Source organism: Rhodococcus sp. MEB064 (assembly GCF_000834565.1).
Lineage (GTDB): Bacteria > Actinomycetota > Actinomycetes > Mycobacteriales > Mycobacteriaceae > Rhodococcoides.
Genome location: NZ_JXQS01000031.1, coordinates 1 through 11,859, shown reverse-complemented (window position 1 = coordinate 11,859; position 11,859 = coordinate 1). Strand labels below are relative to the sequence as shown.

Here is an 11,859-nt window from a genome sequence, read left to right as displayed (position 1 = left end):
GTGAATCAGCGAGCAGTCACGCGCGCTCTGGTCAGCGTGTACGACAAGACCGGGCTCGAGGAGCTCGCCGTGGGACTCCATGCTGCGGGAGTCGAGATCGTGTCCACCGGGTCGACGGCCGCCAAGATCGCTGCTGCCGGAGTGCCGGTGACGCGCGTGGAGGACCTGACTGGCTTCCCGGAGACTCTCGACGGCCGCGTGAAGACGCTGCACCCGCGCGTCCATGCCGGCGTTCTGGCGGACACGCGCAAGCCGGAGCACCTCGCTCAGCTCGAGGAATTGGGCGTCGCGCCGTTCGAACTGGTCGTCGTCAATCTGTATCCGTTCACCGACACCGTCGCATCGGGTGCATCCCCCGACGAGTGCGTCGAGCAGATCGACATCGGTGGCCCGTCGATGGTGCGTGCCGCGGCCAAGAACCACCCGTCGGTCGCCGTGGTCGTCGACCCCGCCCGCTACGACGACGTCCTGACTGCCGTCTCGGCCGGTGGCTTCTCGCTGGACGAACGTATCGCCCTCGCCGCGAACGCTTTCCAGCACACGGCGGCGTACGACGTGGCGGTGGCGTCCTGGATGACCGACGTGCTCGTCGCCGACGACTCCGAGCACTTCCCGGCGTGGATGGGCGCCACCTACGACCGCGCGTCGGTGCTGCGCTACGGCGAGAACCCGCACCAGGCCGGCGCACTGTACGTCGACCCGTCGGCCCCCGCCGGAATCGCGCGCGCCGAGCAGGTGCACGGCAAGGAGATGTCCTACAACAACTTCACCGACGGTGACGCCGCGTGGCGCGCCGCGTACGACCACGAGTTGCCGTGCGTCGCCATCATCAAGCACGCCAACCCGTGCGGGATCGCCGTCTCGACCACGGACTCCATCGCGGAGGCTCACCGCAAGGCGCACGCGTGCGACCCGGTCAGCGCCTACGGCGGCGTCATCGCCTCCAACCGCGAGATCACCGTCGAGATGGCCGAACAGGTCGCGGAGATCTTCACCGAGGTCATCATCGCGCCGTCCTACGCGGACGGTGCCCTGGGAGTTCTGCAGCGTAAGAAGAACATCCGTGTGCTGATCTGCGAGCCGCCCCAGCCGACGCCGGAGATCAAGCAGATCTCTGGCGGACTCCTGCTCCAGGATCGCGACCTTCTCGACGCCGAGGGCGACGACCCGTCGGGGTGGACTCTGGCGGTCGGTGAGCCCGCCGACGAGGCAACTCTGGCGGACCTGCAGTTCGCGTGGCGTGCGTGCCGCGCCGTCAAGTCCAACGCCATCCTCATCGCCGCCGACGGTGCCTCGGTCGGAGTCGGGATGGGACAGGTCAACCGAGTCGATTCAGCGGAGTTGGCAGTGCGCCGCGCCGGGGACCGCACCACCGGTGCGGTCGCCGCGTCCGACGCTTTCTTCCCGTTCCCGGACGGATTCCAGATCCTCGCCGCCGCGGGTGTGGCCGCCGTCGTGCAGCCCGGTGGGTCGATCCGGGACAACGAGGTCGTGGACGCCGCGCGCGAGGCCGGCGTGACGATGTACCTCACCGGCTCGCGCCACTTCGCCCACTGACCTCTCGCGAGGACCGAACGGTCAGGACCCGCCGAGGACCTTCTCGATGGGCTTGGCCAGCTTCTCCGGCTTGGTGGTCGGCCCGAAACGGTCGACCACTTGGCCGTCGGCGTCGACGAGGAACTTGGTGAAGTTCCACTTGATGCGGCTGCCGAGCATGCCCGACTTCTGTTCACGCAACCACTTGTACAGCGGATGCGCGCCGTCTCCGTTGACCTCGATCTTCTCGTGCAGCGGGAAGGTGACGTCGTAGCGCAGGGAGCAGAAGTTCTTGATCTCCTCCGCGTCACCCGGCTCCTGGTGTCCGAACTGGTCGCACGGGAAACCGAGGATGACCAGGCCCTTCGGTGCGTACGTCTTGTTCAGGACCTCGAGTCCCTCGTACTGCGGGGTGAACCCACACTGCGATGCGGTGTTGACGATCAGAAGGGGCTTGCCCTTGTAGTCGGCGAGGTCGACGGGCTCGCCGTCGATGGTCGTGGCGGTGAAGTCGTATGCACTGGTCTGGGTCACCTCTCGACGTTACCGAGTTTTCCCGGGAATCGGGTACGAGGGAGTTTGGTCCGTTCCCAGCGAGGGTAGACGCGGGCCATGACAGATCGGCACCGTGACAGCCAGGCCAGCGGCGACCCGGATGGTGGAGTCAAGGAAGGCAGCTCCGAACGGGAGCCGCGCGACGAGGAGCGCACCTTCCGCGCGCACGCCGGTGAGGCCATCGCGGATGCGCGGAACTGGCCGGGGTACTTCTTGATCGCCCTCGGACTCGGCGCTCTCGGCCTCGGACTCACCGCGGCCGGCGGCGGCTTCGAAGGATGGGCGATGATCTGCTTCCCGGCGGCTGTCGTGCTGTGGGCCGCCGGTCTCGCCGTCGTGCTGCTCGAACGCAAACGGGTCAAGAACGCCGAGGGCAAGAGTCTGACGGACCCTTCCGGGCACTGACCGGCAGGAGAACGTGCCGAAACGCGTGGAGGCTCGTACGTTGGAGAGGTGACTTCGTCTTCAGAATCCCGCCCGACCACGCTCGGTGAACTCCGCGCCTCGGGACACGTTCAGAAATCCGTCAAGAACGAACTCCGCGACAACCTCCTCGACGCCCTGCGGGAGGGCCGGGACGCCTGGCCCGGCATCCTCGGCTTCGAGAACACGGTGCTCCCGCAACTCGAACGAGCCCTTCTCGCACAACACGACGTCGTCCTCCTCGGTGAAAGAGGACAGGGCAAGACCCGCCTGCTCCGAACCCTCGCGACGCTGCTCGACGAGTGGACCCCCGTCATCGACGGCTCGGAGCTCGGCGAGCATCCCTACGACCCCATCACTCCGGCCTCGATCCGGCGCGCGGCGGAACTGGGAGACGACCTCCCGGTCGCGTGGCGGCACCGCTCGGAGCGGTACTCCGAGAAGCTGGCCACCCCCGACACGTCCGTGGCGGACCTCGTCGGCGACGTCGATCCCGTGAAGGTCGCGGAGGGGCGCAGCCTGGGGGACCCGGAGACCATCCACTTCGGCCTCGTTCCCCGCACCCACCGCGGCATCGTCGCGATCAACGAACTCCCCGACCTCGCCGAACGCATCCAGGTCTCGCTCCTGAACGTCATGGAGGAGCGGGACATCCAGATCCGTGGCTACACCGTGCGGCTGCCGCTCGACGTGCTGCTCGTCGCCAGCGCCAACCCCGAGGACTACACCAACCGCGGGCGCATCATCACCCCGCTCAAGGACCGGTTCGGCGCAGAGATCCGTACGCATTACCCCATCCTGCTGGCGGACGAGATCGCAGTCATCGAGCAGGAAGCCGACCTGACGGCCACCGTTCCGGGACACGTTCTCGAAGTGCTCGCCCGGTTCACCCGGTTGCTGCGCGAATCCGCATCGGTCGATCAGCGCTCCGGAGTCTCCGCTCGTTTCGCCGTCGCCGCTGCCGAGACCGTCGGCGCCGCAGCCGTTCACCGCGCTGCGGTCCTCGGCGAAGCCGATCCGGTGGCCCGTCCCGTGGACACGCAGACGATCGTCGACGTGCTGCGCGGCAAGGTCGAGTTCGAGTCCGGTGAGGAAGGCCGAGAGATCGAGGTGTTGAACCACCTGCTGCGACGTGCGACCGCGGACACCGCCCGCGATCTGCTGGGTGGCATCGACCTGAGTTCGTTGGTCACCGCCGTCGAGCAGGGCGAGCCCGTCGTGACGGGTGACCGTGTGACCGCCAAGGTCCTTCTCGACGAGCTGCCGGATCTCCCTGTGCTCGACGAGCTTTCGGAGCGACTCGGGGCGACGTCCGACGGTGAGCGCGCCGCGGCGGTCGAGCTGGCACTCGAAGGTCTGTACCTTGCCCGGCGCATCGGAAAGGACACCGGGGACGACGGGCAGACGGTGTACAGCTGATGGCAGGTAACTCCCGGTACGGCCCCTATGTCGACGGTCCGGACCCACTCGCGCCGCCGGTCGATCTCCGCGAAGCGCTCGACGCGATCGGGCAGGACGTACTGGAGGGCTCGTCTCCTCGTCGCGCCCTGCAGGAGATGCTGCGTCGCGGCACGAAGAACATGACGGGTCTCGACGACCTGGCGGCGCGGGCGAACCGGCGTCGTCGCGAACTGCTGAAGAACAAGAATCTCGACGGCACGTTGCAGGAGGTTCGAGAACTGCTGGACAAGGCCGTGCTCGAGGAGCGCAAGACGCTGGCGCGCGCGCTCGACGACGATGCCCGGTTCCAGGAGATGCAGATCGCGGAACTTCCACCGTCGACGGCGCAGGCCGTGCAGGAACTGTCCGACTACGACTGGCGCAGCAGCGAGGCTCGCGAGAACTTCGAGAAGATCAAGGATCTGCTCGGACGCGAGGTTCTCGACCAACGCTTCAAGGGTATGAAGCAGGCGCTCGAAGGAGCGACCGAGGAAGATCGTGCCGCCGTCGCAAAGATGTTGTCGGACCTCAACGATCTGCTCGACGCTCACGGCCGTGGTGAGAACACGGACGAGCAGTTCGAGAAGTTCATGCAGGAGCACGGGCAGCACTTCCCGGAGAATCCGGAGACGATCGACGATCTGATCGATGCGCTGGCCGAGCGTTCCGCGGCGGCTCAGCGGCTGCGGAACTCGCTGTCGCCCGACCAGCGGGCGGAGCTCGATGCGTTGGCGCAGCAGGCTTTCGGCAGCCAGGAGCTGATGAATCAGCTGGCCCGCCTGGATCAGAACCTCCAGTCGGCACGCCCCGGTGAGGACTGGGACGGAGCGCAGAAGTTCCGTGGCCAGGAGGGCATGGGACTCGGTGACGGTACCGGCGTCCTGCAGGACATCGCCGAACTGGAGGAACTGGGAGATCAGTTGTCCCAGCAGTACAACGGTGCGGCGCTGGACGACATCGATGCCGACGCCCTGCTGCGTCAGCTGGGACCGGAGGCGGCGGCCGACGCTCGCACGTTGGCCGATCTCGAGAAGGCGTTGCAGCGCGAAGGTTTCCTCGACAAGGGCGCCGACGGGCAGTGGCGGTTGTCGCCGAAAGCCATGCGGCAGTTGGGACAGTCGGCGCTGAAGGATGTCGCCGGCAGTATCGCGTCCCGACGGGGCGAGCGGGACACGCGTCGGGCCGGCGCGATGGGCGAACCGACAGGTGCGTCGCGCACGTGGGAATTCGGCGACACCGAGCCGTGGGACGTCGTGCGGACGGTGACCAATGCGGTGCTGCGGACCGCCGCCGATCCCGCGATGGACAGCAGTGCGGGGGTCCGTCTGGCGGTCACCGATGTCGAGATCAGCGAGACCGAGCAACGGTCACAGGCGGCGGTCGCGCTGTTGGTGGACACGTCGTTCTCGATGGTCATGGAGGGTCGGTGGGTGCCGATGAAGCGCACCGCGCTCGCGCTTAACCACCTCGTGAGCACCCGCTTTCGCGGGGACGACCTGACGATGATCGGCTTCGGGCGCCACGCGCAGACACTGACGCCGTCGGAACTCGCCGGTCTCGACGGGGCGTGGGACCAGGGAACCAACCTGCACCACGCGTTGATGTTGGCGGTCAAGCATCTTCGGCGGAATCCGAACGCGCAGCCGGTGGTCCTGATCGTCACCGACGGTGAGCCGACGGCACACCTCGAGCCCGACGGCCACGCGTTCTTCGACTACCCGCCACACCCCCGCACGCTGGGGTTGACGGTGCGCGAACTCGACACGCTGGCCAAGATCGGCGCCCAGGTGACCATCTTCCGGTTGGGTGACGATCCGGGTCTGGCCCGCGTCGTCGATCGGATGGCGCATCGTGTAGGCGGCAGGGTCATCGCGCCGGACCTCGACGGTCTCGGTGCCGCCGTGGTCAGCGACTACCTCACGGCCCGGAGGAAGCGCTGATCACATTCCGTTGAGGACGGTGCGTGTGCCGACGGGTGCGGCGAGTTGCAGCTCCATCGTTCCGTAGACGGCGATCATGATGCAGGACTTGTTCTTCGCCGATTCGAGGGTGCCGGTGCGCACCGTGACGGTGACCGATTCTTCGGTCTCCACCACGGTCGCATCGGCGCCGTAGCACTCGGGAGTACCGGTGACGAAGTGCACGGCGATGCGGTTGCCGGGCAACGGTGTCCACGCCTCGAACGGAGTGGACTGCGCCATGATGAGGGATGCGCCCGGGGTGAACGAGGTGCCGACCTGGTCGGCGGCGACCTGGTGGGGGACCGGAGGTGACCCGGGAACGGGTACCAGATCGGTCGGCGTGGCCGCCCCCGTCTCGATGTCGGTGGGCTCGGTGGAGTCGGAGGATCCGCAGCCGCCGAGTGCGAGACACATCAGCAACCCCAACGCGAACGACCTCATGGCCTCCACGGTAGCGCGGTTTCCGGACTAGGCGAGCAGCGCGGCGACGACGGCGATGACCGGGATGGACACGATCGTGGTGACGAAGGCCGTGTCGCGCGCCAGGACCGTGCCCCGGCCGTAGCGGGTGGCGTAGACGAAGACGTTCTGCGCGGTGGGCAGAGCGGCGATCACGACGACGGCGAACAGGTCGTGCCCGTCCAGGTTCCAGCCCCATCGCGCCAGCGCGTAGGTCAGCACCGGCAGGACCGCCATCTTGAGGAACGACGCGAGCGCGACGTCCCGACGAGGGCCGGCACCACGCTCGAGGACCTTGACGCCGTACAGCGACATCCCGAATGCCAGCAGTGCCCCCGGCACGCTGGCGCCACCGAGCAGCGTGAACGGCTGCATGACGGGATCGGGGAGGGTGAACCCGGTGATCGCGAGGGCGAGGCCCGCCAATCCGGCGAGGACGATCGGATTCTTGAACGGCGCTGCGACTATCCCGAGGAACGACGCGTCCTTCGACGACGTCGACACGTCGAGAACCGTCAGCGCCAGCGGCGAATAGATCATGATCTGGAACAGCAGCAGCGGCGCGACGAACGAGGCGTCGCCCAGCACGTACACGGCGATGGGTATGCCGAGGTTGGCCGCGTTGACGTACGACGCGGCGAGGGCCCCGATGGTCGCCTCGGGGAGTCCGCGCTTGGTCACCGTCAGAGCGATGACCAGGGAGATCGCGCCCACGATCAAGGCCCCCACCGCGGTGATGGCCAAGGTGGGGGAGAAGATCACCGACAGGTCGGCGCGCGCGAGAGTGTCGAACAGCAGGGCGGGTGTGGCGACGAAGAACACCATCCGCCCTAGAACGAGACCGCCGGACTCACCGAGCACGTGGGTACGTGCGACGACGTAGCCGATGAAGATGACCACGAAGATGACGGTGAATCCGGCGAGAACTCCTGACACGGAAGGGCCTCAGCCCCTACCGGCCTGCACTCAGCGAGTGGTGAACGGGAGGAGCGCCATCTCACGTGCGTTGCGCACGGCGGTGGCGACCTGACGCTGCTGCTGCGGGGTGAGTCCGGTGACGCGACGGCTACGGATCTTGCCGCGGTCGGAGATGAACTGACGGAGCAGGTTCACATCCTTGTAGTCGACCTCGGTGATACCTGCCGCGATCAGCGGGTTCTTCTTGGGCTTGCGATTCGCATCGTCCTTGCCCTTCTTGGACGGGGCCCTCTTCACTGCCATGTTCTCTCCACTCTTTCACCAGCTGCTCTTGTGGACGCCGGGTAGTTCCCCGCGATGTGCTCGTTCTCGAACGCCGATGCGGGACAGTCCGAATTTCCGGAGATACCCGCGCGGTCGTCCGTCCGCAGCGTCTCGATTGCGCAATCTTACCGGACTCGCATCGCGCGGTAGACGCTGGAGAGCCCGGAGGGCTGCTTCGCGGTCCGCGGCGCTCGTCGAGGGCCGACGGATCAGCTCCTTCAGCTCGTGTCGTCTGCTCGCCCAGCGAGCGACGACGACGGCTCGCTGGTCGTTCCGCGCGATCTTCGACTTCTTGGCCATCAGCGTTCCTCCCGGAAATCGACGTGTCGTCGGACGACCGGGTCGTACTTCTTCAGGACGAGGCGGTCGGGGTCGTTGCGACGGTTCTTGCGGGTCACGTAGGTGTAGCCGGTGCCGGCAGTGGACTTCAGTTTCACGATCGGCCGGACATCGGTGCTTTTCGACGCCATGTCAGAACGTCCTTCCTGCGGCGCGCAGCCGCGTGATCACCGAGTCGATGCCGTCACGGTCGATGGTCTTGATGCCCTTCGCCGACACGGTGAGTCGGACGCGTCGACCGAGGCTGGGCACGTAGTAGGTCTTCTTCTGGATGTTGGGATCCCATCGCCGACTCGTGCGGTGGTGGGAATGCGACACGGTCTTCCCGAAGCTCGGTACCCGGCCGGTGACATCGCAGTGCGCGGACATCGCGGTCCTTCCTGTTGGCAATCGCCTTGTTGATAATCGTTTTCGACAAGCGCTGCGTCGGACTGTACGCTCGGACACCGGTAAGTGAAAATCATTGTCGAAAAAGAACGTGAGGGGGATCGCTGACCATGGCGACCGACAGAAGGACTCCATTGGTCCTGGTGTGCGGACCGGCGGACCCGGGAGCAGCAGTGACCGCGTCGCTGCACGACGAGGGCACGCTGGTCCTGCATCACGACCTCTCGGACGCATCCGTCGGTGTCGTCCGCCGCCGAACCGTCCGAGTGGGCGACGACGGTGCAGTGACCACCCGCGTGGTCGATCTCGCCGGGCTGGGGTGCTGTGTGTCGTGCCTGCTGCGCGAGGATCTGCTGCCGCTGCTGCGGTCGACGTCCACCGATTCGTCGGTCCGCCGCATCGTCGTGCGAGTAGACCCGTCACTCGACGTCGAGGCGATCTGCTGGGCCGTGGAAAACACCGTCGTCACCGGCATGGTGGGACGCGTCGACGCGCCCGCATCGCACGACGTGCGGATCGAGGCGGTCATCGGCTGTGTCGACAGCGCCAGCTGGTTGTCGGACGCCACGGGTGACGAGCTGGTCGGCGAGCGCGCATTTCCCGACGGGACGGTCGATCTGTTGGACGACCGCACCGTGGCCCAGGTGGCGGTGGGGAACGTCCGCAGCGCCGACCTCCTGGTCGTCGCCGACACCGGGGTCGACCGATGGGAGGCGGCGCGACTCGCCGCCGTGCTCGAAAGGCTGTCTCCGCGGGCTCCGACGGTGTGGATCCTGCGAGGGGAGACGCCGCGCGGACTCCTGTCCCGCGTTCCCGCGACGGCTCGTCGCGGCGCCGTCGACGACGCGCATGCGCCGTTGCTCGACGGTCAACCTCCCCTGTCGTCCGAATGCGGCGTCACGCTCGTGGAGTTCTCGGATCGACGCCCGTTCCATCCCGGTCGACTGCACGCGGCGGTCGACGTACTTCTCGACGGCGTCGTCGCCACGCGTGGGCGGATGTGGGTGGCCACCCAACCCGACGCCGTGTTGTGGCTGGAATCGGCCGGCGGGGGACTCCGGGTCGCCTCGGCAGGATCGTGGCTCGCGGCGATGACGCCGGACGAGTACGAGGAGGTGCCGACGGCGCGGCGGGCTCTCGCGGCACTCGGATGGGACGACGACTTCGGTGACCGTGCGCAGTCCCTGGTCGTGCTCGTCCACGAGGCCGATCCCGAGCACGTCCACGCGACGTTGTCGGACGCACTGCTGACCGACGACGAGCTGCGACACTCCGAGCGGTGGTGCACCTGGGCCGACCCGTTCGGTCAGTACCACCAGGATCCCTGCGACACGGACGTCCATGCCGTGTCGGACATAGAGAGAAAGGCATCGGAATGAAGCACGGCGTACATCCCGACTACCACCCCGTGGTCTTCCAGGACTCGGGCACGGGATCGATGTTCCTGACCAGGTCCACAATCACCAGTGACCGCACGGTCGAGTACACCGACGGACACAGCTACCCCTTGATCGTCGTCGACGTCACCAACGAGTCGCATCCGTTCTGGACCGGGGCCGCGCGTGTGATGGACACCCAGGGGCGCGTGGAGAAGTTCGAGCGTCGGTACGGCAAGCGAGACGTATCGGCCCGAGCCGGGAAGGTCTGAGCCGTGGCCGTTCCGAAGCGGAAGATGTCCCGGTCGAACACGCGCAGCCGACGCGCGCAGTGGAAGGCCACACCGCCCGATCTGGTGCCCGTCACGGTGGCGGGAGTCGTCCACAAGGTGCCCCGTCGGCTGGTGAAGGCCGTCCAGCTCGGCGTTCTCGATCCGAAGTCGCTCTGAGCGGATACCGGGTTAGCATCACCGCATGAACGTCGACGTCACCCTGCTCCCCGGCATCGGGGTGCGCAAGGATTTCGCGTTGTCCACCGGACGACGCATCGGTGTCATCACGCGCAAGGACGGCACGAACGAGCTCATCGTGTCGAAGAAGAACGACCCGGATTCGACACAGGCTTCGATCACGCTGAGCAACGAGGAGGCCGCGGCGCTGGGCAACCTGCTGGGCACGCCGCAGCTCGTCGCGCAGCTGGGCGAGGAGCATCGCGATCTGCCGGGGATCAGGACCCGTCAGTTGCCGATCCGCGAGGGCTCCCGTTTCGACGGGCGGCAACTGGGCGACACGGCGATGCGCACCAAGACCGGTGTCTCCATCGTCGCCGTCATGCGGGCCGGTCAGGTGCAGCCGTCACCGACGCCGGACTTCACACTGGTCTCGGGCGATCTCCTGGTCGTCGTCGGCACCAGCGACGGACTCGATCACGCAGCAAAGATCCTGGGCAGCTGACGAGTGGGAGAAACAGCGCTCGAACTCACCGAGTTGGGTGCTGTCTTCTTCGCACTCGGGCTGCTCGCACGGCTGGCATCGCGGATCGGGATGTCGCCCATCCCGTTCTATCTCCTCGCGGGTCTGGCCTTCGGCAACGGCGGACTGGTCGAGCTCGACGGGATCGACGACTTCACGCACCTCGCCAGCGAGATCGGCGTGGTGCTGCTCCTTCTGCTCCTCGGTCTCGAGTACACGGCGAACGAGTTGGTCACCGGTCTGCGGAGATCCTGGACCGCAGGCCTTCTCGACCTGGTGCTGAATTTCGTTCCGGGGGCCGTGGTCGCGCTGATCCTGGGGTGGGGCCTGATCGGCGCGATCGTCCTCGGCGGCGTCACCTACATCTCCTCGTCCGGCATCGTGGCGAAGGTCCTGAGCGATCTGGGTCGCCTGGGCAACCGCGAGACCCCCGTCGTGTTGTCGATCCTGGTGTTCGAAGACCTGATGATGGCGTTGTACCTACCGATCCTCACGGCTGTGCTCGGCGGGGTCAGCCTTCTCGGCGGCGCAGAAGCAGTGGGCATCTCTCTGCTGGTGGTGACCGTGGTGCTCCTTGTCGCGCTGCGCTACGGCTGGGTGGTCTCGGCCATCGTCGACAGCAAGGACCGGGAGGTGGTGCTGCTGAAGGTGTTCGGCGCGGCACTGCTGGTGGCCGGTGTCGCGTCGGCGATGCAGGTCTCCGCGGCGGTCGGTGCGTTCCTGCTGGGGATCGCGATCTCGGGGTCCACCGCGCAAGCGGCGACGCGCGTGCTCGAACCGCTCCGTGACCTGTTCGCCGCGGTCTTCTTCGTCGTGTTCGGGTTCAACACCGATCCGCGATCCATCCCTCCCGTGCTGGGGTACGCGATCGTCCTGGCGCTCATCACCGCCACGACGAAGGTGGCGACCGGAGCGTGGGCCGCCCGCCGCATCGGTGTGGGGCAGCTCGGCCGGATGCGTGCCGGCGCCGCGCTGATCGCGCGCGGCGAATTCTCCATCGTCATCGCGGGTCTGGCCGTGGCCGCCGGGGCGGTGGAGGACGAACTGGCCGCGCTGGCCACGGCCTATGTGCTCATCATGGCCGTCGTCGGCCCCATCGCAGCCCGCGTCGTCGAGCCGGTGACTCAGCGGGTGATGGACGCACGGGCTCGTTGAGCGCAGCTTTCGCA

16 protein-coding genes are annotated in these 11,859 nt (G+C 67.2%); 9 read left to right on the top strand and 7 right to left on the bottom strand.

Going from position 1 to position 11,859, the window contains the following annotated elements; genetic code table 11:
• Positions 1 to 1,557 (top strand): bifunctional phosphoribosylaminoimidazolecarboxamide formyltransferase/inosine monophosphate cyclohydrolase, encoded by a 1,557-nt coding sequence (gene purH / locus RU01_RS14755; protein ID WP_442970530.1) that lies wholly within the window; start codon positions 1 to 3, stop codon positions 1,555 to 1,557.
• 21 nt (positions 1,558 to 1,578) lie between these two features.
• Here purH and RU01_RS14750 read toward each other — a convergent pair whose 3' ends face one another.
• Positions 1,579 to 2,070: a glutathione peroxidase gene (locus RU01_RS14750; protein ID WP_042575336.1), complete on the bottom strand. Its 492-nt coding sequence runs from the start codon at positions 2,068 to 2,070 to the stop codon at positions 1,579 to 1,581.
• A 78-nt stretch (positions 2,071 to 2,148) separates the two neighbouring features.
• On the opposite strand from RU01_RS14750, the gene RU01_RS14745 reads away from it, so the two are divergent.
• From RU01_RS14745 to RU01_RS14735, 3 genes are read left to right on the top strand one after another with little or no spacing between them, the layout of a single operon-like run.
• On the top strand, positions 2,149 to 2,496 hold the full coding sequence (locus RU01_RS14745; RefSeq protein WP_042575335.1) for a hypothetical protein: 348 nt from the start codon (positions 2,149 to 2,151) through the stop codon (positions 2,494 to 2,496).
• Between the two features lie 48 nt (positions 2,497 to 2,544).
• Positions 2,545 to 3,933, top strand: a complete 1,389-nt coding sequence (locus RU01_RS14740) for a sigma 54-interacting transcriptional regulator (RefSeq protein ID WP_042575334.1) — start codon at positions 2,545 to 2,547, stop codon at positions 3,931 to 3,933.
• On the top strand, positions 3,933 to 5,894 hold the full coding sequence (locus RU01_RS14735) for a vWA domain-containing protein (RefSeq protein WP_042575333.1): 1,962 nt from the start codon (positions 3,933 to 3,935) through the stop codon (positions 5,892 to 5,894). Before RU01_RS14740 ends, RU01_RS14735 begins: the two co-directional genes overlap by 1 nt.
• Here RU01_RS14735 and RU01_RS14730 read toward each other — a convergent pair whose 3' ends face one another.
• From RU01_RS14730 to rpmB, 6 genes are read right to left on the bottom strand one after another with little or no spacing between them, the layout of a single operon-like run.
• Positions 5,895 to 6,356 (bottom strand): hypothetical protein, encoded by a 462-nt coding sequence (locus tag RU01_RS14730; protein WP_042575369.1) that lies wholly within the window; start codon positions 6,354 to 6,356, stop codon positions 5,895 to 5,897.
• Positions 6,357 to 6,383: 27 nt separating this feature from the next.
• A complete protein-coding gene (locus RU01_RS14725) occupies positions 6,384 to 7,310 on the bottom strand; it encodes an AEC family transporter (protein WP_042575332.1) in 927 nt (308 codons plus the stop codon).
• A gap of 30 nt (positions 7,311 to 7,340) precedes the next feature.
• Positions 7,341 to 7,595: a 30S ribosomal protein S18 gene (gene rpsR, locus RU01_RS14720; protein ID WP_042575331.1), complete on the bottom strand. Its 255-nt coding sequence runs from the start codon at positions 7,593 to 7,595 to the stop codon at positions 7,341 to 7,343.
• Positions 7,596 to 7,610: 15 nt separating this feature from the next.
• A complete protein-coding gene (gene rpsN, locus RU01_RS14715) occupies positions 7,611 to 7,916 on the bottom strand; it encodes a 30S ribosomal protein S14 (protein WP_042575330.1) in 306 nt (101 codons plus the stop codon).
• The gene (gene rpmG / locus RU01_RS14710; RefSeq protein WP_042575329.1) at positions 7,916 to 8,086 is read right to left on the bottom strand and encodes a 50S ribosomal protein L33; all 171 of its coding nucleotides are present in this window, start codon (positions 8,084 to 8,086) and stop codon (positions 7,916 to 7,918) included. The genes rpsN and rpmG overlap by 1 nt, the downstream gene beginning before the upstream one ends.
• Position 8,087: 1 nt before the next feature.
• The gene (gene rpmB, locus RU01_RS14705) at positions 8,088 to 8,324 is read right to left on the bottom strand and encodes a 50S ribosomal protein L28 (RefSeq protein ID WP_042575328.1); all 237 of its coding nucleotides are present in this window, start codon (positions 8,322 to 8,324) and stop codon (positions 8,088 to 8,090) included.
• A 128-nt stretch (positions 8,325 to 8,452) separates the two neighbouring features.
• Here rpmB and mrf point away from each other — a divergent pair, with 128 nt between their 5' ends.
• The 5 genes from mrf to RU01_RS14680 are packed head-to-tail and all read left to right on the top strand — an operon-like array spanning position 8,453 to position 11,845.
• Complete coding sequence (mrf, locus tag RU01_RS14700) at positions 8,453 to 9,721, top strand: ribosome hibernation factor-recruiting GTPase MRF (protein ID WP_042575327.1); 1,269 nt, start codon at positions 8,453 to 8,455, stop codon at positions 9,719 to 9,721.
• Positions 9,718 to 9,990 carry a type B 50S ribosomal protein L31 gene (locus RU01_RS14695; protein WP_042575326.1) on the top strand — a complete coding sequence of 91 codons (273 nt, stop codon included), beginning with the start codon at positions 9,718 to 9,720 and terminating at the stop codon, positions 9,988 to 9,990. Before mrf ends, RU01_RS14695 begins: the two co-directional genes overlap by 4 nt.
• 3 nt (positions 9,991 to 9,993) lie before the next feature.
• Positions 9,994 to 10,167, top strand: a complete 174-nt coding sequence (rpmF, locus tag RU01_RS14690; RefSeq protein ID WP_042575325.1) for a 50S ribosomal protein L32 — start codon at positions 9,994 to 9,996, stop codon at positions 10,165 to 10,167.
• Positions 10,168 to 10,192: 25 nt separating this feature from the next.
• Positions 10,193 to 10,672, top strand: coding sequence for a cation:proton antiporter regulatory subunit (locus RU01_RS14685; RefSeq protein WP_042575324.1), 480 nt, complete (start codon positions 10,193 to 10,195; stop codon positions 10,670 to 10,672).
• 3 nt (positions 10,673 to 10,675) lie between these two features.
• Complete coding sequence (locus RU01_RS14680) at positions 10,676 to 11,845, top strand: cation:proton antiporter (RefSeq protein WP_042575323.1); 1,170 nt, start codon at positions 10,676 to 10,678, stop codon at positions 11,843 to 11,845.
• The last annotated feature ends 14 nt before the right edge of the window (positions 11,846 to 11,859 follow it).

What these genes read in the sequence shown, in the direction of transcription:
- RU01_RS14745 (WP_042575335.1), top strand. Translation starts at nt 2,149, where the DNA reads ATGACAGATCGGCACCGTGACAGCCAGGCCAGCGGCGACCCGGATGGT.
- rpsN (WP_042575330.1), bottom strand. Translation starts at nt 7,916, where the DNA reads ATGGCCAAGAAGTCGAAGATCGCGCGGAACGACCAGCGAGCCGTCGTC.
- RU01_RS14685 (WP_042575324.1), top strand. Translation starts at nt 10,193, where the DNA reads ATGAACGTCGACGTCACCCTGCTCCCCGGCATCGGGGTGCGCAAGGAT.
- RU01_RS14730 (WP_042575369.1), bottom strand. Translation starts at nt 6,356, where the DNA reads ATGAGGTCGTTCGCGTTGGGGTTGCTGATGTGTCTCGCACTCGGCGGC.
- mrf (WP_042575327.1), top strand. Translation starts at nt 8,453, where the DNA reads ATGGCGACCGACAGAAGGACTCCATTGGTCCTGGTGTGCGGACCGGCG.
- rpmG (WP_042575329.1), bottom strand. Translation starts at nt 8,086, where the DNA reads ATGGCGTCGAAAAGCACCGATGTCCGGCCGATCGTGAAACTGAAGTCC.
- RU01_RS14735 (WP_042575333.1), top strand. Translation starts at nt 3,933, where the DNA reads ATGGCAGGTAACTCCCGGTACGGCCCCTATGTCGACGGTCCGGACCCA.
- rpmB (WP_042575328.1), bottom strand. Translation starts at nt 8,324, where the DNA reads ATGTCCGCGCACTGCGATGTCACCGGCCGGGTACCGAGCTTCGGGAAG.
- rpsR (WP_042575331.1), bottom strand. Translation starts at nt 7,595, where the DNA reads ATGGCAGTGAAGAGGGCCCCGTCCAAGAAGGGCAAGGACGATGCGAAT.
- RU01_RS14695 (WP_042575326.1), top strand. Translation starts at nt 9,718, where the DNA reads ATGAAGCACGGCGTACATCCCGACTACCACCCCGTGGTCTTCCAGGAC.